A 22,364-nucleotide genomic window follows, 5' to 3' on the forward strand; every position below is an offset into this window, starting at 1 on the left:
ACCAAGTATTGTACCCTATATGTATAAAAGCAGGGAGGAAAGTTATAGGATGTAAACAAAGCAAATTTCCATGCTTTGCGCTATGCTGATCAACAGAAGGTATGAAGGAGGAATTCGATTGTTCCGCAGGACCGAAAGCTTTAAAGAATATTTATATGCTTATCCTGTTATCAGCTTTATCGTGGCAGCCAATCTGCTGCTTTGGCTCATAACCGGACTGTTTCAGACGCCAGTCGGGAACAGCCTGTATCAATTAGGAGCAGGCGTAAATCTATTTATCTCGGGCGGGGAATACTGGCGTCTCGTCACTCCGATTTTCCTGCACGCCCCCGGCAGCATCTCGCACGTGCTTTTCAACTGTTTTTCCCTGGTGATCTTCGGACCTGCCCTTGAGCAAATGCTGGGAAAGCTGAAATTCAGCTTGTTTTACCTGCTTACGGGAATCATCGGTAATACCGTTACGTATATACTGGATCCTTATAGCTTCGTGAGTCATATCGGTGCCTCCGGTGCAATCTATGGATTGTTCGGAAGTTATCTGTTCATGGTTTATTTCCGCAAGCATTTGATCGATCCAGGAAATGCACAATTGATACTCATCATTTTTATTGTCGGTATCATCATGTCCCTATTTTCCGCAAATATAAACCTCACCGCCCATCTGGCGGGAGCTGCGGCGGGATTTGTACTGGCACCGCTCTTCCTTGTCAAAGCACAGCCATTCTCGATCTACCGGAACAAACGCCCCCGCCAGGGTGATGACGAGGCGGGATTTGATCCAGACCGCTGGAAAAAGCGTCCGTATGGCAGACGTACCAATAAAAAGCTGATCCTCTGGATTGTCATTGCAGTCTTGGTGCTGATCGGAATTTACGACTATATGAATTGAACCGCACATTTACTGTGCGGTTCTTTTTGGGCTTCGGAAGGAATACCAATCATAGGCCTCATCTGCATCCTTCTCATCCAAATGCTTTACTTTAAAGCTGCTTCCTGCAGCACCTCCCGATGCGACTGCTATCTTCAAAGTCCCAAGCTGCTTCTTTGATTGGAAGTAATGCTGGGATTCATGGAAGGACTGCACCTTTTTGCGATGCGAATGAACAGTGACACGTGTCAGTTCACGATAACGCATGGTCAGCATACCCTGCGTCCATGATACTCCTGCATCCCGATGGTCCAAGACACCGAATAGGATGGACAGCACTACGAGCGGAAGAGCAAATAGCCCATATCCGCCGAAGAAATAAATGAGCACACCCGTGATAAGAATGGATATTGCTGCCGGCAGGAATAGATACCTCATCAAAGCCCGCTTCGGCGGTTTCCGATAAGCGGTCCCGACTACATATTCAGGCAGCATGGCATCCAAAAAATCACGAAGCTCTTTTCGTCTAAGCAGCGGGAATAAAACAGTGGAAACACTCTTTTGATCCTTACCAGCTTCCCCACCTGCTATTTCCACACTGACCGCCAGCAGCCCGAATGGCTGACGGAATATATTCTCTTCCACTTTCAGTGCCTGTATCCTGTGCAATGGGATGGTCATTTCCTTTCGTTCCAAAAGCCCTCTTTGGATGAAAAGCTCATTCCCTTGTTTCGTTATTTCAAAGGAACAGTATTTCAGTATGGTACCGACCATCGCCACCATCCAAGTGACTGCCAAACTGCCGGCCGCAAAAAGGATGGACAAAAGCAGACTTTGCTTCAGCAGCCAGTGATAGAAGAAAGAATAGATGTTGATATCCATGACATTGTCAGCTTGCTGTGTGATTGCAAATAGAAAACCAAAGATGATCCCTGTACCGCCCGATGTGGCAGCAGCTGCCAACAAACGCCGGAAACTGAGCCGGCAGCTCACTCTATGCTCTGAAAGCTGTGTATCCTCTGCATTTTCAAGCACAGTATCTTGCTCTTTTCTTTTGACGAATTGCTGGATTGCTGCTGCATCCGATTTGGAAAGAGCCGGGATCACTCCCTCGGCTTCTTTCCCCCCGCCTGCTGTCTGTACTTCCAGCTTCACCAAACCAAATAATCTGTGAAAGATATTGGCACTTGTATTCACAGAATGGATGCGATGTTTGGAAATATATCTTTTTTTCCGGACAAAGATCCCAGACTCAATGCGAAGTTCATCTTGTTCCATCCGATACGTAAAACGGTACCAATACAAAAAGGCAAACAAGCCATCCAAAAGCAATACGATTCCGATAAGTGCATAAGGACTCCACCAAAATAATTCCGTCAATTCCCTTAATAATGCGATGAAAGCAATGACCAGCGGAACAATGGCATCCTTGATAAGCTTCAGCATCCGGAGGACGATGCTGATCGGATGCATCCGTTTCGGTTCAGACATCTTCTTCCTCCACGCGAGCAAGCACTCCGATCCTATCCCGCAGCTCCAGCGCTTCCTCCAAAGCGAGAGCTGGTATTTGATGAGTGGTTGCAGCTGTCGAGACAGATACCGTAGCCAAACCGAATTTCTTGAGTATCGGACCTTGCTCCGTATCGACATGCTGCACCCGGATCATCGGTATAATTGTCTGCGTGACAATGAAAATACCGCTTTGTATGTATATTTCCTGCTCAAACACCTCATAACGCCATCTCTTCCACCGAACTGCCGGAAGCAGCCAGATAAAAAAGAATAAAGCAGCGATGATCACACCCCATCCAATATACAGGACCAAATCCGGTATGGACCAGGCATCTTGAAAATATGTGACGACTCCTGCCGCAATGACCGCAAGCAGCATATACAGACTCGCATTTATCCTCCAAACCTTCTTCGCGCTTGATGCAATTCTATTGCGCGGCTGTGCCTTCATGATACTCCACCCTCTTTCCAGTCATATCATACGATTGAACTAGTGATTTGTTTCACCATAAAGACCATAAAAAAACAGACACCTTCTCAGGTGTCTGTCTCCGATCAATTATCGTTATTGCGTTTGCCGCGGTAGCCGCCGCTGTTATTGCGTTTGCCTTGACCTTGATAATTGCGGCTGCGAGGCTTACCATTGCGACCGCCATAACCGCGTCTGTCGCCGTTACCGCCGCGGGAACCGCCGCGATATTTCTTCTTATCCTTGAAACTGCCTTTCACACTGACAGGAGCAAGGGAAGTAATACGGACCGGTGTATTACGACGCTCTTTTGTCAGCATTTTCAGTGCAGCTGCAACGACTGTTTCTGCTCCGAACTGCTCGATCAGCTCGTTCGCTTTCTCGTTGTATGCTTTCAGATCCTTGTTTTCGATCGTGCGCATCATTTTCTCGATCGCAATCTGCTGCTGTCCTTGGGCAGCTTCATCATTTGTCGGAGCTGGTTTACGAGCAATCTTGCTCTTTGTCGTTTTTTCGATCAAATGCAAGTGCGGGACTTCTCTCGGCGTGATGAAGGAGACTGCTTGTCCGCCTTTACCAGCACGTCCTGTACGTCCGATGCGGTGTACGTAACTTTCCGGATCCTGCGGAATATCAAAGTTATATACATGTGTAACGTTGGAGATATCAAGACCGCGGGCAGCAACATCAGTTGCTACCAAGATTTCCACTCGGCCATTTTTGAATTTGTTCAACACGGACATACGCTTGCCTTGTGTAAGATCGCCATGGATGCCTTCTGCGCGGAATCCGCGAGCCTGCAATCCTTCCGTCACTTCATCAACACGTTTCTTCGTTCTGCCGAATACGATTGCCAATGTCGGCTCATCGATATCAAGCAAATTGGAAAGTGTATCGAATTTCTGTCTTTCCTGAATTTCGATGTAAGACTGGTCGATGTTCGTCACAGTCATCTCTTTTGCTTTTACTTTGACTTCCGTAGGGTCTTTCATCAATTTTGTACCGATATCACGGATTTCCCTCGGCATTGTCGCACTGAAGAGCAATGTCTGGCGCTCTTCCGGGATCGATGCAAGGATTTCACGGATATCATCGATGAAGCCCATGTTCAGCATTTCGTCTGCTTCATCCAATACAGCAGTGTGTACATTGCTGATATTGATTGTTTTGCGGCGGATATGGTCAAGCAGTCGACCAGGTGTCGCAACGACGATATGCGGACCTTCTCTTAATGAACGGATCTGACGGTCCATATGCTGACCGCCATAAACCGGCAGCGTACGGATGCCCTTGAATTGGCCAAGGCGGTGGAGCTCTTCTCCGACCTGGATGGCAAGCTCACGCGTTGGTGCAATTACCAGGCCTTGGATCTGACGCTTGGAGCGATCGATTTTGCTGATCATCGGAATACCGAAGGCAGCTGTTTTACCAGTACCAGTCTGCGCTTGACCTAGTACGTCTTTTCCTTCCAAAGCGAAAGGAATCGTTTCGGCTTGGATCGGTGTCGCCTCTTCAAATCCCATCTTATCTAATGCTTTCAAAATTGGTTCCGAAATACCTAATGAACTAAATGTTGTCAATTTCTTTTTACTCCTTTATATAAAAAAAGTCTCACTGATGAAGCACGGCAGTTATACACAATAAAAAAGCCTTCCTCCACGCTTGGGAAGAGGCCTTAAGCAAGCATTCATTGGATTTAATTATAGTAACATACTATTTGTCTGAATTCTACCTATATCTATGATTACACGTATATCTACATGCATGATATCCCATTAAAGCCCTTCCAAAAGAGTCACATTATCTTTGGAACTCCCTATGCGCTTTTCAAGCAGCACACTGCCAATCTTCACAGCTGTCCTTATATTTTCTCCCCAGCTGAAGGATATTAAACACCCCACCGCTGGAAAATTCACGCCTCAAGCAGGAATTCCTCCACTTGTGTGCAGATCTGGTCGATATCCGGACCGAGGCAGATCAAGTGCTTCGATTCATCGAAAAGAACCATCTTCTGATTTTCAGAACCTAGATGCTTGTGCAGATACTTGACGGTCCGATATGGCACCAGGCTATCCTGGATTCCCTGTACGATGAAAACCGGACAAGAGACAGCAGGCAATGATTTCTTCGTATAATCCACACACTTCTTGAATTCCAAGAATGCCCGCAACGGAACCTTGCCCCTCTTTTCTTTCCGGAGTAAATTCAAATCCTCGATGACATCACCGCTCATCTGCTTCTTCATATATTGCCAAGCCTCCAGCGTGAGCAGCTTCCAGTTCAGGTACTTCCCTGAAGCTGACAGCAGCACAAGCTTGTCTGCACCATATTTTGCAGCTAAGTGGGAAGCAATCATCCCGCCCATCGAGAAACCGATGACGTAGATCTGCGAGCATTCCTGCGCCAGCCGTTCATATGCCCCTTCTGCAGCCTCTATCCATTCCCTGTGCCCGACTCCGCGCAAGGATAGCTCATCAGTGGTCCCGTGGCCAGGTAAAGCAACCTTCTCGACTTTCCAATCAGTATGATTCATCAAATACTCAGTCAAAGGCTCCACTTCATATGTGCCGCCAGTGAAGCCATGTATACACAATATTCCTGTCATACGATCATCTTCGCTTTCCATTGTCTTTATTTCAATATCTTCAAAAATGAACCAAGTGATTTGACGATAGGGGATACTTGCTGAACTGTCGATGCCATTTGTCCGACAGTCGACATCATCTTATTGATATCCATTTGACCATTCTTATCCTGAAAATAAGATGCCAGGCCTTTCGTCAGCTGTGATTGCTGCTTTGGCTGATAGACATTCGGCGGCTGCGCGAAGGCATGCCAGTACGGCGCAAGAGGCGGTTTCTTAAAATAATCATAAGGTGTCACCTGCTGCGGCGGCTGCCCTTGCTGCTGCCATCCCCCCCACTGAGTGAAGTGCTCGGGCGGAAAAGGATTATAAGTATAAGGACCTGCCTGCCTGTTAGTATCACCAACATTTTCATTCGCTTGCATCCAATCATGATTGTACATCATATCATATCGCTCTTGGGGCTCGGTTTGATAAATTGGTTCGTAATAATAGCGCTGCCGGCCATCGCTCATCTGTTGTTGCTGCATATGGGAGCGTGGCTCTGCCGTATTATAATAATACATCTCCACCACACCTTTCCTGTTTCTCTTTTATCCTATGTGAGGCGAAGGGCGGGCGTTATCACTAAGTATAAAAAGAAATCAAAACCAACGCCTATGCTGATTTTTGCTCGATGGCCAATTCGGAGCAGATCGGACTGCTCCCATACCGCTGATCATCACTTGTACATTGTCCTGCAATTATACCTCCGCCTATTCCCTTGCTCCTAGTGCTTAAAACCTATTTCTCAACACATTTACATTACTTTGTCATGCAACCCTTTACATAACGAAAATGCAGTTTGAGTTATTCCATACGTGGTATCAATAGCATATACAACGATACAAAAAGGAGCTGTATGAATATGCCAAAGGATCCAAAAACACAATACTATCACGATACTTTCCCCCAACAATTACAAGACCCTCCCGGCCTGCAGAAGGATATGGAGCCAAAGCCTGATTGCGGGGAAGAAAGCTATAAAGGCTCCGGTAAACTGATCGGCCGAAAAGCACTGGTTACAGGCGGTGACTCCGGCATCGGCCGTGCAGCTGCGATTGCATACGCCAGGGAAGGTGCTGATGTTGCCATCAACTACCTTCCCCAGGAGCAGCCTGATGCCGAAGAAGTGAAGGAATTGATCGAGGCAGAAGGCAGAAAAGCCGTACTCATTCCCGGGGATCTTAAAAACGAAAGATTCAATTATAAGCTGGTAGAAGAAGCTGTCGAAGAATTAGACGGATTGGATATCCTTGCGCTTGTCGCCGGTAAGCAGCAGGCCGTCGAGGACATCGCCGACCTGACTACCGAACAGCTCAAATCAACATTCGAGACCAATGTCTATCCGCTGTACTGGCTGACAAAAGCCGCTCTTCCGCATCTGCCAGCGGGATCTTCCATCATCACGACGACTTCCGTGGAAGGCTTCGATCCTTCTCCGATGCTCTTGGATTATGCGGCAACCAAGAGCACGATCATCGGATTCACAAAGGGACTGGCCAAACAAATCGCTGATAAGGGCATCCGGGTGAACTCTGTTGCACCTGGTCCGATTTGGACTCCTCTCCAGATTTCCGGCGGACAGCTGCAGGATAATATCCCTGAGTTCGGCTCCAGCACACCAGCCACACCTATCGGCCGCGCCGGACAGCCGGTCGAATTGTCCAGCGTCTATGTATTCCTTGCTTCCGAGGAATCTAGTTACGTAACGGCACAAGTGTACAGCATCACCGGCGGGATTCCTACAGCATAAAGAAAAGCTGCGAGCAATCGCTCGCAGCTTTTTATTGCTTTATCTTTTCCAACGGCCTTTCGTCTGTTCATAATTACCAGGATGGCGATGCAGCACCCCCTCCTCCAGGTAAGCTGTCTGATCAAAGCATGTATTCAAAAGATGCCGATCATGGCTGATACCCAGCACTGTCCCGTCGAAACGCCCCAGCGCCTCCTCCAACACTTCCCTGGATTCCAAATCCAAATGGTTTGTCGGTTCATCCAGGATAAGCAGATTGATTCCTTGATGCATGAAAATCGCCAGCTTCAGCCGCATTCTTTCTCCGCCGCTCAATCGCCCGATCGGCTGGAATACAGCATAGCCATAAAACAGGAAGGCTGCCAGCATATGTCTCGCTTGGGCTTCTGTCACAGAAATGACCGCCCGGAAGTAATCGATCATCCGCATGGCTGGATCAGCATCCCCCAAAGGATGCTGAGGCAAATACCCTATCCGCACCGAGCTTCCGACTTTGACACTTCCGCCATCGGCCTCCAAGCAGCCAAGAACGATCTTGACCAAAGTTGATTTGCCGCTACCGTTATCGCCGACAATGGCCAATCTTTCTTTATAGCGTAGATGCAGTGTGATATCCCGCAGCACTTCCCTGCCGCCAAAACGCTTGCCTATGGATTCCAAGCGGATGACATCCTCCCCGCTGCGCTCATCGGCAGCAAGCTTGAGTTTCATTTTAGCCGGATCAATATTCGGCCTGGATAGCTTCTCCATCCTCTCCAGCGCCCTTTCCATATTACGGGCGCGCTTATGCAGCCCTTCATTGGGCGGATTCGCCTGATTCGCCCACAGCTTCAGGCGCTTGATTGTTTCCTTCATCTTCTTGATTTTTTTCTGCTGTTCTTTGTATGCTTCGAATTCCTGCAGCAGCTTCGCTTCTTTTTGTTTCAGATAGGATGTGAAATTGCCAGTATAGACAGTCACTTCCCCATCCTCCAAATCAGCGATTCGCGAGACTGTTGCATCCAGAAAATATTGATCATGCGAAATGATGCATACGGCTCCCGCGTAATTTGCGAGGAAGCTTTCCAGCCACTCGATCGCGGACAAATCAAGGTGGTTCGTCGGTTCATCCAGCAGCAGTAAATCAGGCTGCTGCAGAAGTACAAATGCCAAACCAACTTTTGTTTTTTCCCCTCCGCTGAGACGGGTGAAAGGCTCCTGGAGTAAATGGGCAATATGCAAGCCATTTGCTGTCCGCGCAATCCGAGCATCCATTTCATAGCCGCCAGCTTCTGAAAAAGCTGTCTGTATTTCTCCATAAGCCGCCAATGCTTTATCCAATTTGTCCGGATCCAGCATCTGCTCCTCCAACTTCCTCATTTTCTCCTGCAGGACAGCCAGTTCCTCAAATGCCCCCATCAAGTAATCCTTGACTGTCCCTTCATGCCCGCCAGGAATTTGTTCCAAGTAGCCAATCTTTGCTTGCTTGCGTATGAATACCTGCCCATCGTCACAAGCTTCCATACCGACGATCAATTTGAAAATAGTTGATTTGCCGCTGCCATTCCTTCCTACCAAACCTAGCTTTTCCCCTGGTTTCAGCTCCAGGTTGAGCTTTTCAAACAATATGTTGCCGCCCATGATTTTTTTGACATCCTTCAGTGTAATCAACATAATATCCGCTCCTTTTCTATAAAAAAAGCCAGACAGCAAGACTGTCTGACTCTGACAAATGGGGAAAAATGGGTACAAAAAAACCACACGCAGGGTGTGGTTCTCTTGAAACGCCTTTCCTAATCGATCATGTTGTAGAGAAATAGATCCTGCACATTATTCATTATTCAGTTGGTAAAAAAGGGCATACGTATCCCGTTACCAACAAAAACATGAATAATCGCGCGGCGATGCAATAGATTCTGATCGGCTTCACGCGAAAGTGTGTGCAACATCTGATTCCCCTCCTTTTTCATAGTAAGTATATCCAGTATATAGGATACGGAACATAATTGTCAAACTATTCTCCGATTATCATATCAAGGTGTCCAGGTAGTATTTTCACTTCCCCAAGTGTTTCCCGATAAACCTCTCCGTCCATATCGATAGGCTTGCCGGCTGGAGAATGAAAGCGGATTTTTTCTGCTTCCAGAATATCTACCTCCGTCAAATCTGAAAGCACCGTCTTATCCTGCTTAATCTGGAGCAGTTCTTTAAAGCTGGTAAGATTGGAATTCTTTACGAATATTACATGGAGTTTGCCATCATCAGGCCTGATATCCGGTCCTGCGAACTCTCTTGTGCCGATAAAACGGCCATTCATCACTAGGATCATGACTGCTTCTCCTGCCAATCTCGCTCCATCGATTTCCATTTCAAATGCAAATGGTTCTGCCTGATTAACCGTCCGCATTGTACTGATAAAATAGGAAAGCACTCCTAAGCGCGCTTTCTGATCTTCATCGATATTATTCGATGCATCGGCAATCATCCCCACTCCCCAGAAATTCAAGAAGTACGAATCCTCATACTGACCGAGGTCTATTGATGCAGTCTTTCCGTCGGCGATTACAGCTGCTGCTTTCTTTAAGTTTTGCGGAAGGCCAAGCATGCGGCTGAAATCATTGCATGTACCGCCGGGGATGATTGCAACTGTAGGCCGCTTAGGTAAAGGCGCAATGCTATTGATCACTTGATGGATGGTACCGTCACCGCCATGGATGATCAACAGATCGATATGCTCCGCCGCCTCCCGGCTGCAGCTTACCAATTCCTCCAGATCATTCGTTTGGATGATTTTCAGCTGCTTGATCGATGCTGCAAGCTTCGGCAGCGTCTGGTTAAGTTCCTGTTCGATTTGGGCATCATCCATATTCCCATTCACTAAGTATATTGCACGGTTGAAAGTTTGCATCGTTCTCCTCTCCTTCCCTGTTATTTTCCCTTCAACTTGGATCGGCTAAACTTTGGTACAAAAAAAGCCGGCTGAAAAACCGGCTTCATAAAGCATGCCCTGTCACGATCATATAACCAAGCATGAATGCATTCAGGCAGACAATCAATCCAGTCGCCGTCCAAGCCAGTACCTTGATATGCGGCTTGTTCGCGAATGCTCCCATCTTCTTCTTGCTGCTGGTGAACAGAACCAGCGGAATGACAGCAAAAGACAGCTGCAGACTAAGGATCACCTGACTCCAAACAAGCAAATCACCTGTGCTTGAAGGACCGTATATCCCTACCACGATGAGAGCCGGAATGATGGCAATGATCCTTGTGACGAGTCGTCTGACCCATGGTTTTATCCGGAATTGAATGAAACCTTCCATGACGATCTGACCTGTCAGCGTTCCAGTGATGGTCGAAGACTGACCAGACAGTAGCAGCGCGAATCCGAACAGGAAGCTGGCTGCACCGGCACCGATCACTGGACTGAGCAGCTTATAGGCATCCTCGATTCCTTCCACATGCTGTCCGATTGTATGGAAAGCGGCTGCTCCAAGGATCAAAATGGCCGAATTGACAAAGAATGCCACCCCAAGAGAGAAGGTTGAATCGATATAGGCGAAGCGGACAGCTTCCTTCTTCCCCTTTTCGGTATCTTGGTAATTCCTTGTCTGCACGATGGATGAATGCAGATATAGATTATGCGGCATGACTGTTGCACCTAGTATACCAAGCGCCAGGAACAAAACTGATGGATCGGTGACGATTTCCGGTGAAGGGATATAGCCTTTCACTGCTTCTGACAGGGCGGGATGCGAGAATATCATCTCGAATAGGAAGCAGCCCGCAATGGTTACCATCAAAACGGTGATGATGGCCTCCATCCAGCGGAAACCTTTTTTCTGCAGTAATAGCAGCAAAAGCACATCCAGGGCCGTAATGATGATACCTGCCATGATCGGGATATGAAATAGCAGATTCAATGCTATGGCCGATCCCAAAACTTCCGCCAAATCCGTTGCAATGATTGCCAGCTCCGTCAGCAGCCAAAGCACCACGACCACTTTTTTCGGAAAAGCATCCCTTGTCGCTTGTGCCAGATCGCGACCGGTAACGATGCCAAGCTTGGCAGCGAGCCCCTGCATGAGCATGGCGATCAAATTCGACAGTAAGACGACTGCCAGCAAGGTATACCCAAAAGATGAACCTGCCGAGATCGAAGTCTCCCAGTTCCCCGGATCAATGAAACCGACCGCCACCAGGACTCCTGGTCCCATAAACGCGAAAAGCTTTTTGAAGAAGCTGCCATTCTCCGGAATGGCCACACTATGGTTCGACTCCTCCAGGCTTGCATTCCCTGCTCGCTGGAGCCAGCCTTTATCTCGTTCTTTACTCATAAAGATCGCTTCTTTCTAGTAGTTGTTAGCATGAGTTTACCAAAGGAAACTTTTTTAGTCAAAGAAAAGATAGGGGTTATAAAAAAAGCTTCCCCGCTGATTCAGGGAAGCTTCTCAGCTTATTTCTTATCCAAGCTGCTGTTGAAGGAACGCGATGACCTCTTCAGGGGATTTCGCATTTGCACTATGCAAGTGCGCCAGCTTCTCGCCATTCTGGAATAGGAGAATGCTTGGGATCCCCATTACTTCTTGTTCCGCTGCAACATCTGGGACTTCATCATTATTCAGCTCATACCACTTATAATTGCCGTATTCAGCCAGCACCTGATCGATAAACATATTCATGCGTGTACAATCCGGGCACCAATCCGCGAAGAACTTGACGATCACCGGCTCTTCACTCATGATGATTTCGTTGAACTTTTCTTTTGTATGGATTTGTTCCATTATCTGTCTCCCCCTTCTGCTTTTCCTTCTAAAGATACGGTACACACGAAAGGGAATCAAGCAGTTAGCTTGATGGATCTTCCTCTATAAAGGTGAGGTCCGGCGCAAGCCTCGCCATATGCTTTTTCTTTTCTTCATATATCCCCTTCAGCTCCGGCAGCTGATGCATCGGCTCAATACGATAATGATGCCAATCCGTGAAAGATAGGTACGTCAGCAGCATTCTCGGGGACCCTGCGGTCACTTCATTGCCATCCTTTTCGATATCAAATTGGAAGACTCCGCCGATACGCCGATCCATTCCATCCTGTGCAGCAATAAAATTCCCAAGCGAATAGATGACAAGCGTCTTATTACCGTCTTTACCAGTCAGCCAATCAACCGGCTGCAGCACATGCGGATGACAGCCCAATACCGCTGTCGCTCCTTGGTCAGCAGCGTATTGAGCCAGCTCTCTTTGTTCATCGCTGGGATCATCCTCGTATTCAGTTCCAAAATGCAAGCTGACGATGACAGCATCCGCTTCCTGTTTTGCTTTTTGGATATCTTCTTTTATCTGCTGCTTGTCAATCAGATTGACTAGATGATCTTCTCCTTTGGGTACAGGAATACCATTGGTACCATACGTGTAGCTAAGGAAGGCAGCAGAGATACCCTCTGCCGTTTTTTCTATTGTTAGCTTTTCGCTATCTACCTTGTTTGCATACGCTCCAGTATATGCCATACCAATCTTCTCATACTGCGCTGTTGCATGCTTCACACCAGCTGCTCCTTGATCAAGCGTATGATTATTGGCCATCGTGACGACGTCCACCCCGACGTCCTTTAAAGTATCACCTATTTCATCAGGACTGTTAAAGGTCGGATAAGAGGAGAGCCCCAGTGCTTCCCCGCCCATGATTGACTCCTGATTCGCTACGGTAAGTGTCGATTCTCCAAGATATGGCTTGATATCCTGGAACATCGGATCGAAATCATAGCCGCTCCCTTTTTTTGCCTCTGTATAGATGGAACTATGCAAGAGCACATCACCGATTGCTGTTATCGAAATCGATGATGGAATGGCTGGCTGTTCTTTTTGTTCCAGCTCGATTGTCTTTTGCTGAACTGTATGGACCGCTTGCGGCTGCTGTGCTGGAACACCGCCACTGCACGCTGCCAATAAAAGAAGACCCGAAAATGCAGGAAAGAATGCTTTGATTTTCATGCGTAACCGCCTGTTTTTTGTTATTTATCCGTATTATAAGCGGATGCTCGTATCAATGATAGTACGTTTTGCATAAAAACCTCGAATGATGGCAAACAGGAAAGAACACAGCCTTTCACCGATCGACATACAGATTCCCGATATCCCGATTCCTGGGCAGGATCCTATTAGTGGATTACATCTGTTTCGGTGCTGCAATGCCGAGGAGGCGAAGCCCTTCTGCCAATACCGCGGCTGCTGCTTCGACGATGGCTAAGCGAGCACCAAGGTCATCATTTTCTTCCAAGATGCGCACCTTTCCATAGTAGCTGTTGAATGCCTGCGCAAGATCGATCACGTATTTGGCAATACGGGAAGGGTCGTAGTGGGCAGCTGCGGCATCAACTGCTTCCGGGAACTGGATCAGCTGGGAGAGCACCGGCCAGGCATCCGCGGCGGCTTCTGCAGAAACTTCTGGATTGCAGCGGATATCACCTGCTTTGGCAAGCAGCGTACAAGCCCGGGCATGCGTATATTGCGCATACGGTCCTGTCTCTCCTTCTACGCGCAGCATATCCTCCAGGGAAAACTCGATATCACGGATGCGTTCATGCTTCAAATCATGAAATAACACCGCCCCGACCCCGACCTGCCTTGCTATCTCCTCTTTATCGACTAAATCAGGATTTTTCTCTGCTATATTTGCGGCAGCCAGCTGAATCGCCTGCTTCAGCACCTTATCGAGCAGCACCAGCTTCCCTTTCCTGGTTGACATCTTCTTGCCATCCTGCAAAACCATGCCGAATGGGATATGGCTGATTCCATCCGCCCACTCATAGCCCATCTTCTTGAGTACCAGCTTCAGCTGCTGAAAATGCAGGCTCTGTTCATGACCGACAACATACAGACTTTTGGAAAATCCATAGGTTTCCTTACGGTAAATGGCTGCGGCCAGATCACGTGTCGCATATAATGTGGCACCATCCTTCTTCTTGATCAGGCTGGGCGGAAGCTCCTGTTCATCCAAGCGGACCACTTGTGCGCCTTCCGACCAACTTAGCAGCTCCTTTTGTTCCAATTCCGCGACCACACGTTCCATTTTGTCATTATAAAACGCTTCTCCTGCATCCGAGTCAAAGTGTACGCCCATCATTTGATACACACGCCCGAATTCCTTCATCGATTCGTCACGGAACCAGCGCCAAAGCTTATTTGCATACACGTCACCCTGCTCCAATTTCCGGAACCAGTCTCTTCCTTCCTGCTCCAGCTGCTCATCATCGGCTGCTTCTTCATGGAAGCGGACATACAGCTTCAGCAATTCCGGAATCGTATTCCCACGAACCTTCTCTTCGTCTCCCCATTTTTCATAAGCACATATGAGCTTGCCGAATTGTGTGCCCCAGTCACCGACATGATTGATCCTGACAACGTCATAGCCTTGCTTTTCCAGCAATAGACTGATGCTGTTCCCGATGACAGTCGAGCGAAGATGCCCCATGGAGAAGGGCTTTGCAATATTAGGAGAGGAAAGATCGATTGTTATGACCTGCCCCTTCCCGACAGCTGAACTTCCGTAACGCTCACGCTGTTGATGAATATCACGCAGCACGCGGCTTGCGGCAAGCTTCTTATCGAGTGTGAAGTTGACATAGCCACCCATTGCCGTGATGGCAGAAAATACATCATGCGATAAGTCTTTAGCTAATCCGGCTGCAATGATGTGCGGTGCTTGCCTTTTTTCCTTCGCCAAAGCAAAGCATGGAAAGGCATAGTCTCCATGCTGCAGCTTTTTCGGTCTCTCCATTTGTTTCTCGATTTCATCTGCCGATTGGTGCAGGGACTTGGCCAATAATGCTGCTGCAATTGTTTTGTACATGTTTCATTTCCTCCTTCAAATTAAAAAACCGCCCCTTCCACTTGGAAGAGACGGTTACCCGCGGTGCCACTCTAATTGTCCTGATCGGACCTGCTCAATTGGATAACGGGAATGATAGCTCCCGGCAGCCCCTACTGCTTCACGTACGTTCAGGGCTGCAGCCAAGAAAGTCCGGTTCCTGCCGCCTTCCGCATCCCGCTTCCACCGTCCGGGACTCGCTTTTGTTTCCAGCTGCAGTACTCTCTTTCTTATCGGCATGTGTATATTGTTTTTTATTATAGCTTTTTTAACGAAAGATGCAACCCTTGTTTAGAACCCGTGTCACAAGGGTAAACTTTTGTTAACCCGTAAAAAGGAGGATGATCGCATGGCTAAGCAATATGGCAACTATCAGCCTGTACGGATGAATGGTGTCAGTCTATCTGATGCTCGTGAGGTCGCATTCCGCAAAGAATTCAAACAAGCGGATATAGCCGGCGGCTTCCGTAAGAAGAAAAACAGATAAGTTATCGAAAACCTGCTGTCCAAAAAGACAGCAGGATTTTTTTTGAATACTTTTCCTTCTTGCTTCCGTCGTTATTTATAGCAGGCAAGACAGGAGGAGAGAAGAATGATAGCAATCAGTACACGATGAAAAAAGCAAAGGAAACGACTGTATCCGTATTGCTCGTAAACTGTAAAACCTCCCGATCCCAGGACCTCTTCTTTCCCGAGCGAAAAAAAGCGCCCACCTGGGTGCTTTTTCATATATCTATCACTTTATTATCGTTTCGATCAATAGCATATTTCGCTTTGATATGTGCCGGGGCCATCTTGATGATAAGCTGCAGGATGAGTGTTGCGACTGCCAAATCATCGACGATACCAATTCCGATGAGGAAATCCGGTACCAAATCAAACGGGAAGACAAAGTACAGGACAATCAATGCAATGGCGGTTACCTTCTTGGCTGCTGCCACCTCTTTAGCTGTGAAAAAAGCTTTCAGAAATGGAATCGACTTGCGGACATTGAACAGAAAACGGAGCCTGCTCCATAGTCTGGTCATATCATCCTTCCTTTCTGCCCCATCTGGAGCTATTCCCATTTTAAGGGATGAAACTCCATTCCACAACATAAAAGCAAAAGCCCAGCATCAGGATGCCGGGCTTCCGATTATGCTTTTTTCTTTTTCGCTGCTTTTTCACGTTCGTTCTTGTTAAGGATTTTCTTACGAAGACGGATGGACTCCGGTGTAACCTCGCAATACTCATCATCGTTCAAGTACTCGATTGCCTCTTCAAGGGACAAATCACGCGTCTTGCGAATAGTGGACGTTTGGTCCTTCGTCGCAGAACGGACGTTAGTCAAATGTTTCTCAACAGTGATATTGACTGTCAGATCGTTGTCACGGCTATGCTCTCCAACGATCATACCGGCATAGACATCCGTGCCAGGCGGTACGAAGATGACGCCGCGGTCTTCCAATTTCATGATACCGTAGGTTGATGCTTTACCTTGTTCAAGGGCGACAAGCACACCTTTGGATCTTCCGCCCACTTGTCCGGAAACGACTGGCTCATAGCCATCGAATGTATGGTTCAAGATACCGAATCCGCGTGTTTGGGACATGAATTCAGTGGAATATCCGATCAATCCACGGGAAGGTACACGGAACTCAAGACGCACTTGACCATTTCCTTGGTTGATCATGTCGACCATTTCCCCTTTACGGGAACCCAAGGATTCCATGACTGCCCCAGTGTATTCTTCCGGCACATCCGCTTGTACGCGTTCTACCGGTTCGCACATTTTACCGTCGATTTCCTTGAGGATTACCTGCGGTTTGGACAATTGAAGCTCATAGCCTTCGCGGCGCATGTTCTCGATCAGGATGGAAAGGTGAAGCTCTCCACGTCCGGATACTGTCCAAGCGTCAGGGGAATCAGTTGGTTCCACACGGAGACTGACATCTGTCTCAAGCTGGTTAAGCAGACGCTCCTCGATTTTACGGGAAGTGATGTACTTACCTTCCTTACCGGCGAACGGACTGTTGTTCACCAGGAATGTCATCTGCAATGTCGGTTCATCGATACGCGGAACCGGCAATGCCTCCTGCTGGTCCACGGAGCAGACGGTCTCTCCGACGTTGATGTCCTCAAGACCGGCAACTGCAACGATGTCACCAGCTTTGGCTTCTGTGATCTCGATTCGTTTCAAACCGATGAAGCCGAATAGCTTCGTAATGCGGAAGTTCTTCACGGATCCGTCTTTCTTCATCAGGGCAACCTGATCACCGACTTTGACGGAGCCGCGGAAAATACGTCCGATACCGATACGGCCCAGGAAGTCATTGTAATCCAAGATGGTGACCTGGAACTGCAAGCCTTCATCAGCGTTGTCGATCGGTGCCGGAATGTTATCCATGATCGTTTTGAAGATGGCATCCATGGATTCTACCTGCTCGTCGGGCTCCTCGCCGGAAGTACCGTTCAATGCAGAAGCGTAGACAACAGGGAATTCAAGCTGGTCATCATCTGCGCCCAATTCGATGAACAAATCAAGCACTTCGTCGATGACATGCTCGGGGCGTGCGCTTGGTTTGTCGATTTTGTTCACGACTACAACCGGAGTAAGCTTTTGCTCCAAGGCTTTTTTCAATACGAAACGAGTCTGGGGCATTGCACCTTCATAAGCATCCACGACTAGTAAAACACCGTCTACCATTTTCAGTACGCGTTCCACCTCACCGCCGAAATCGGCGTGTCCTGGTGTATCCAATATGTTAATGCGTGTATCGTTATAATTAATCGCAGTGTTTTTCGCTAAGATTGTGATTCCGCGCTCTTTTTCCAAGTCATTGGAATCCATTGCGCGCTCATCCACGTGCTCATTATCACGGAAGGTACCAGAATATTTCAGCAACTGGTCGACCAAAGTCGTTTTTCCGTGGTCAACGTGGGCAATAATCGCGATATTGCGAATATCTTCTCTAAATTGCATGTATACATGTCTCCTCTTCTTCATGTAATCCTAACCGACTACAACCTGTTAATTATACCACAGTTCATAACCGGTACAATAGGATAGGTAAACATTAACATTATAATATTATCGTAAAGCTTGCGCCGCCCAGATCGGATTTCCCTGCACGGATGATACCGTTATGCCGTTCCACGATCGCACGCGAGATCGCCAGGCCGAGTCCGGTTTCTCCGCCTTCACCTTTGACGAAGCGCTGGAACATATTCGGCAGCAGGTCATCGTCGATACCCGGACCATCATCATTGATTTTGATCTCAACTTGCTTGAAGCTGCTTGGCTGCACCGAGATATGCACCCTGCTATGGGCATGCCGGATTGCATTGGACGTTATATTCATCATTGCCCGAAGCAGTTTCTCTTTATCCCCATTAATCACGATTGCAGCAGGTTTATTGTAGGTAAGCTGGATATCCTTGTCGCTTGCAAGAGGCAAGGCACGATCGATCGTCAAATCGACTAGCTCTTTGATCTCCATTTTCTCTTCTTTGTAAATACCTTCTTCACTGTCGAGCTTGGCCAGCAGGATCATTTCGTTGATAAGCTGCTTCAAACGCTTGATCTCGGATACAACGACTTCGAGTCCGTGTTCTTGATCCTTGCCTGTGAAGACACCATCTTTGATTCCCTCCGCGTATCCTTGGATCGTCATGAGCGGTGTTTTCAATTCATGGCTGGCGTTTTGGAAGAATTGCCGCTGGGATGTGATATAGCGGTTCAATTCCTTGGCCATCTCGATTGCACTTTGTTCCACTTCTTTGATTTCACCGCTGGCTTTCACGGATTTTATATTATCGAATTCACGCCGTTCGATTTTCTTCAGCTGATATTTTAATTCCGTGAGCGGCTTGACCAGACGCTGTGTCAGATAAGTGCTGATTAAGATGGCTATCATGACACCGATCAGGAACACAAGGAATATACGCTGAAAGAAGCTTTCCTGCACCTCTTCCAATTCACGAATCGGGCGGAGGATGACCATATTTTGATTCTCGCTGGTTCTGATCGATTTAACCACATAGCTATTGCGGTTCTCCTGCCAGATTGTATTCTTATTGGTCGGGGCGGTATCATATTTGGCTGCAAATCGTTCTGCGTCGATCCGAACAAGGTTGGTATAGGTCACCTGCTCTGTTTCTTCATCATAAATGAACATTTTGAGATCCAAATTATTGAGCATGGAATCAAGCGTAGCAGCAGGAATGGTATCTACACCGCTAATCGCTGTAATTAAAATTTGGCCGCTTTCCTCGAGCTGTCTCGTCTCATTTGTAACAAGCAGTCCCCGGATTTGCGAATACAGGGTAATAGCTGTGAATCCCATCACAATAATCAGCAAAGTTGTAAATGCAATATTAAGCTGGGTCTTCAGTCTCATGCTTCGTTCATCCTGAACCGATACCCGAAGCCCCAGACTGTTTCAATCGGGATACCGTCCATCTTCTTGCGCAATCGCTTCACTAAATCATCCACTGCACGATCACTGCCAAAATAGTCTTCCCCCCATACTTGTGTCAGCAATTCATCACGCGAAAAAGCCCGGTTCGGATTCTGGACCAGTATCACAAGCATTTCGAATTCCTTCGCTGTCACTTCCACTTCTGCTTCATGCCAGTAGACACGGCGTTCTCCTAATTGAAGCTGCAAGTCACCTGCCTGCAAATCCATTTGTTTGACTTGCTGTGCCCCTTGATTCGTTTGCGGGTTCCATCTCTTGAACAACCGTTTCACACGCGCGACCAATTCCCTGGGGCTGAAGGGCTTGGTCAAATAATCATCCCCTCCAAGCTCCAAACCGAGGATTCGGTCGATCTCTTCGTCCTTTGCTGAGATGATGATGATCGGCACTTCGCTTGTCTGACGGATTTTATTGCAAAGCGCGTATCCATCCATACCTGGCAGCATGATATCCATGATCCACATATCCGGTATTTCTTGATCGGCAATTTCAAGTGCCAGCTCTGCTGTTTCGGCTACACTGATCCGATAGCCTTCCTTTTTCAAATAGGCTTCTACTATATTCCGTATATTTTGATCGTCTTCGACAACGATTATATGATGCGTCATTTTGTCGTACCCCTTTCCTCTCTACGGTTATTTTCCCACAAAATCACAAAAAGAAAAGACTTTCCTGTCAATTGCCCATTCCACATATTTTACATAATTGCTCCAAAAAGATGCCAAAACCAGACAGTAGAATGTGTAGTATAGAACGACGCATATACAACACGAAAGAGGTGTCTTACATGAATAGAGAAAATGACAATCAATACAATGAGCATCCAGAAGGATGGCAGCACGATACAAACGAACAAGAGCCGGCTTATATGGACGATCAGCATAAGGATGCTGAGTCGATAGAGGAAACACCACCTAAATACAGACAAGCAATTCAAGTGGAAGAACCGATCAAAGAGCAGCAGCCGCCAAAGCAAAAAGGAAAAGTATGGACGGGCTTCGTCAGCGGTATCGCAGGCGGTATCTTGGTACTTGCTATTGTGGCCATCCTTGTTTTCACAAATGTGATTTCCTTTGGTTCCAATACAGCCAGCCCATCGACGATGGGTACAAATAATACATCCACGACGGAATCAAGCAACAAGACATTGGCAACTCAGACAAGTACCCAAAACCTGACCAGTGCCATCCAGGATGCCTCGGCAGCAGTAGTGGGAGTCGAGAATCTGCAGCAAACGGATTTGTTCTCTGAATCAGAGGAAGCCGGTTCCGGTTCCGGTGTCATTTATAAGAAAGAGAATGGCAAGGCATACATCGTGACGAACAATCACGTTGTCGACGGAGCGACCAGCCTGGAAGTCACGCTAGCCAATGGCGAAAAAGCAAAAGCGACATTGCTTGGAACAGACCAGATAAGCGACCTGGCTGTACTTGAGATCGACGGAGCCAACGTAGATACAGTAGCTACATTCGGTACTTCAGATGACCTTACAGTCGGACAGCAAGCCATTGCCATCGGTAATCCATTGGGAGCTGAATTCGCAGGTTCCGTGACACAAGGTATCATCAGCGGATTGGATCGTTCCGTAGCAGTCGATTCAAATAACGATGGTACAGAGGATTGGGTAACGGAGGTTTTACAGACAGATGCAGCGATCAACCCTGGTAACAGCGGCGGTGCACTCATCAATGCAAACGGGGAAGTCATCGGTATCAACTCCATGAAGATTGCGCAGGAAGAGGTTGAAGGAATCGGTTTTGCCATCCCGATCGATGCTGCCAAACCAATCATCAACCAACTGGAGAAATCCGGTAAAGTGGAACGCCCATATGTCGGCATTGGTGCAGTCAGCCTCGATCAAGTGCCGCAAGTAAATGCACAGCAAACCTTGAACCTGCCGGAAGGTGTGACACAGGGTGTCGTACTTGCCCAAGTGGTAGAGAACTCACCGGCAGCTGATGCAGGCTTGCAGCAATACGATGTCATTACGAAAATCGATGATCAGGATATCACCAGCATGGTTGATTTGCGCTCTTATCTTTATTCCGATAAGAAAATCGGTGATAAGGTAACCGTCACGTATTACCGTGATGGTAAGAAAGAAACAACAAAACTGACATTAGCCAAGGATCAAACGGCACAGTCGGAACAATCCACACAACAACAACAACAATAAGCTCTGCTTATTGATCAGATAGATGCAGGCCGCACCCTTAACGAAACCAAACATGATATCCCCAAATGTCATTTTAGCGGCCGAACATGCTCTCGCCCGAGCTTTCCAAAAAAGCGATCACCGAATCATTTTCAGGTGATCGCTTTTTTATTTATAATCCTATAAGGAGGTGGAATGATTTGGTTGAAAAAGTTTTGGCTTATATCATCCGAAACCATAAAGATATCCAGCAACTGCTTGTGCACACGCATCGGGATATACCAGAAGCAGGAAGACAAATTCCCGGCGGTACAGTCGATCCTGGCGAGGATTTACTGGATGCCTTGCATCGAGAGATTTTCGAAGAATCCGGATTGCAGGATCTTCCTGCGGCCGAAATGCTGGGCAGTGCACCATTTCGCCATCCGCACAAGCAAGAACTCCAGCTTCGCCATTTCTTCGTGATTCCTACAAAAAAGCCCCTTCCCGACACATGGGAACATCAGGTTTTTGGCAATGGCGCCGACAACGGAATGATTTTCCGATATAGGTGGATGGACCTCCAAGCCATTCCGCCGCTCGCAGCTTCACAAGATCAATTCCTGCATCAGTTAAGAAAAAAGACATTTAAAATCGACTGAACAGGCACATGACATGCTCCGGGAAAATACACTATAA

The 22,364-nt window shown here is 47.5% G+C and carries 22 protein-coding genes; 5 read left to right on the forward strand and 17 right to left on the reverse strand.

What is annotated here, in order from left to right:
- Positions 1-118: 118 nt before the first annotated feature.
- Positions 119-889, forward strand: a complete 771-nt coding sequence (locus CHH53_RS14880; RefSeq protein ID WP_095216923.1) for a rhomboid family intramembrane serine protease — start codon at positions 119-121, stop codon at positions 887-889.
- A gap of 9 nt (positions 890-898) precedes the next feature.
- Here CHH53_RS14880 and CHH53_RS14885 read toward each other — a convergent pair whose 3' ends face one another.
- The 5 genes from CHH53_RS14885 to CHH53_RS14905 form a co-directional block, all read right to left on the reverse strand.
- Positions 899-2,359 (reverse strand): PH domain-containing protein, encoded by a 1,461-nt coding sequence (locus CHH53_RS14885; RefSeq protein WP_095216924.1) that lies wholly within the window; start codon positions 2,357-2,359, stop codon positions 899-901.
- A complete protein-coding gene (locus CHH53_RS14890) occupies positions 2,352-2,831 on the reverse strand; it encodes a PH domain-containing protein (protein ID WP_095216925.1) in 480 nt (159 codons plus the stop codon). The genes CHH53_RS14885 and CHH53_RS14890 overlap by 8 nt, the downstream gene beginning before the upstream one ends.
- Before the next feature lie 104 nt (positions 2,832-2,935).
- Complete coding sequence (gene cshA / locus CHH53_RS14895; protein ID WP_095216926.1) at positions 2,936-4,429, reverse strand: degradosome RNA helicase CshA; 1,494 nt, start codon at positions 4,427-4,429, stop codon at positions 2,936-2,938.
- Positions 4,430-4,761: 332 nt separating this feature from the next.
- Positions 4,762-5,454, reverse strand: coding sequence for an alpha/beta hydrolase (locus CHH53_RS14900; protein WP_095216954.1), 693 nt, complete (start codon positions 5,452-5,454; stop codon positions 4,762-4,764).
- 26 nt (positions 5,455-5,480) lie between these two features.
- Entirely contained in the window at positions 5,481-5,999 is a 519-nt protein-coding gene (locus tag CHH53_RS14905) for a YppG family protein (protein WP_095216927.1), read from the reverse strand.
- Between the two features lie 335 nt (positions 6,000-6,334).
- Here CHH53_RS14905 and CHH53_RS14910 point away from each other — a divergent pair, with 335 nt between their 5' ends.
- The gene (locus CHH53_RS14910; RefSeq protein ID WP_095216928.1) at positions 6,335-7,228 is read left to right on the forward strand and encodes an SDR family oxidoreductase; all 894 of its coding nucleotides are present in this window, start codon (positions 6,335-6,337) and stop codon (positions 7,226-7,228) included.
- 39 nt (positions 7,229-7,267) lie between these two features.
- Here the strand turns inward: CHH53_RS14910 and abc-f are convergent, their stop codons facing one another.
- From abc-f to CHH53_RS14945, 8 genes are all read right to left on the reverse strand, one after another.
- Positions 7,268-8,881 carry a ribosomal protection-like ABC-F family protein gene (abc-f, locus tag CHH53_RS14915; RefSeq protein WP_095216929.1) on the reverse strand — a complete coding sequence of 538 codons (1,614 nt, stop codon included), beginning with the start codon at positions 8,879-8,881 and terminating at the stop codon, positions 7,268-7,270.
- 167 nt (positions 8,882-9,048) lie between these two features.
- Entirely contained in the window at positions 9,049-9,177 is a 129-nt protein-coding gene (locus CHH53_RS17940; RefSeq protein WP_369819902.1) for an RAxF-45 family protein, read from the reverse strand.
- Positions 9,178-9,221: 44 nt separating this feature from the next.
- On the reverse strand, positions 9,222-10,115 hold the full coding sequence (locus CHH53_RS14920) for a diacylglycerol/lipid kinase family protein (RefSeq protein ID WP_095216930.1): 894 nt from the start codon (positions 10,113-10,115) through the stop codon (positions 9,222-9,224).
- Between the two features lie 85 nt (positions 10,116-10,200).
- The gene (locus tag CHH53_RS14925; protein WP_095216931.1) at positions 10,201-11,541 is read right to left on the reverse strand and encodes an Nramp family divalent metal transporter; all 1,341 of its coding nucleotides are present in this window, start codon (positions 11,539-11,541) and stop codon (positions 10,201-10,203) included.
- A 126-nt stretch (positions 11,542-11,667) separates the two neighbouring features.
- The gene (locus CHH53_RS14930; protein ID WP_095216932.1) at positions 11,668-11,988 is read right to left on the reverse strand and encodes a thioredoxin family protein; all 321 of its coding nucleotides are present in this window, start codon (positions 11,986-11,988) and stop codon (positions 11,668-11,670) included.
- A gap of 64 nt (positions 11,989-12,052) precedes the next feature.
- Positions 12,053-13,195 carry a CapA family protein gene (locus CHH53_RS14935; RefSeq protein WP_095216933.1) on the reverse strand — a complete coding sequence of 381 codons (1,143 nt, stop codon included), beginning with the start codon at positions 13,193-13,195 and terminating at the stop codon, positions 12,053-12,055.
- Positions 13,196-13,370: 175 nt separating this feature from the next.
- Positions 13,371-15,053 carry an arginine--tRNA ligase gene (argS, locus tag CHH53_RS14940; RefSeq protein ID WP_095216934.1) on the reverse strand — a complete coding sequence of 561 codons (1,683 nt, stop codon included), beginning with the start codon at positions 15,051-15,053 and terminating at the stop codon, positions 13,371-13,373.
- A 54-nt stretch (positions 15,054-15,107) separates the two neighbouring features.
- Positions 15,108-15,311, reverse strand: coding sequence for a hypothetical protein (locus CHH53_RS14945; RefSeq protein WP_095216935.1), 204 nt, complete (start codon positions 15,309-15,311; stop codon positions 15,108-15,110).
- 109 nt (positions 15,312-15,420) lie between these two features.
- Between CHH53_RS14945 and CHH53_RS17510 the strand changes: the two genes are divergently transcribed.
- Complete coding sequence (locus CHH53_RS17510) at positions 15,421-15,558, forward strand: hypothetical protein (protein ID WP_198946061.1); 138 nt, start codon at positions 15,421-15,423, stop codon at positions 15,556-15,558.
- Positions 15,559-15,796: 238 nt separating this feature from the next.
- On the opposite strand, the gene CHH53_RS14950 is transcribed toward CHH53_RS17510, so the two are convergent.
- The 4 genes from CHH53_RS14950 to CHH53_RS14965 all read right to left on the reverse strand — a co-directional run bounded on the left by CHH53_RS14950 (position 15,797) and on the right by CHH53_RS14965 (position 20,139).
- Positions 15,797-16,099 carry a YkvA family protein gene (locus tag CHH53_RS14950; protein ID WP_095216955.1) on the reverse strand — a complete coding sequence of 101 codons (303 nt, stop codon included), beginning with the start codon at positions 16,097-16,099 and terminating at the stop codon, positions 15,797-15,799.
- 107 nt (positions 16,100-16,206) lie between these two features.
- On the reverse strand, positions 16,207-18,033 hold the full coding sequence (gene typA, locus CHH53_RS14955) for a translational GTPase TypA (protein WP_095216936.1): 1,827 nt from the start codon (positions 18,031-18,033) through the stop codon (positions 16,207-16,209).
- A gap of 100 nt (positions 18,034-18,133) precedes the next feature.
- Positions 18,134-19,450, reverse strand: coding sequence for a sensor histidine kinase (locus tag CHH53_RS14960; protein ID WP_095216937.1), 1,317 nt, complete (start codon positions 19,448-19,450; stop codon positions 18,134-18,136).
- On the reverse strand, positions 19,447-20,139 hold the full coding sequence (locus CHH53_RS14965; RefSeq protein WP_095216938.1) for a response regulator transcription factor: 693 nt from the start codon (positions 20,137-20,139) through the stop codon (positions 19,447-19,449). Before CHH53_RS14965 ends, CHH53_RS14960 begins: the two co-directional genes overlap by 4 nt.
- Positions 20,140-20,318: 179 nt before the next feature.
- On the opposite strand from CHH53_RS14965, the gene CHH53_RS14970 reads away from it, so the two are divergent.
- Both CHH53_RS14970 and CHH53_RS14975 read left to right on the forward strand, forming a co-directional pair.
- Entirely contained in the window at positions 20,319-21,707 is a 1,389-nt protein-coding gene (locus CHH53_RS14970; protein WP_233135140.1) for a S1C family serine protease, read from the forward strand.
- Between the two features lie 179 nt (positions 21,708-21,886).
- Positions 21,887-22,327 carry an NUDIX hydrolase gene (locus CHH53_RS14975; protein WP_158221577.1) on the forward strand — a complete coding sequence of 147 codons (441 nt, stop codon included), beginning with the start codon at positions 21,887-21,889 and terminating at the stop codon, positions 22,325-22,327.
- Positions 22,328-22,364: the final 37 nt, after the last annotated feature.

This window comes from Terribacillus sp. 7520-G (assembly GCF_002271665.1).
Classification (GTDB): domain Bacteria; phylum Bacillota; class Bacilli; order Bacillales; family Amphibacillaceae; genus Terribacillus.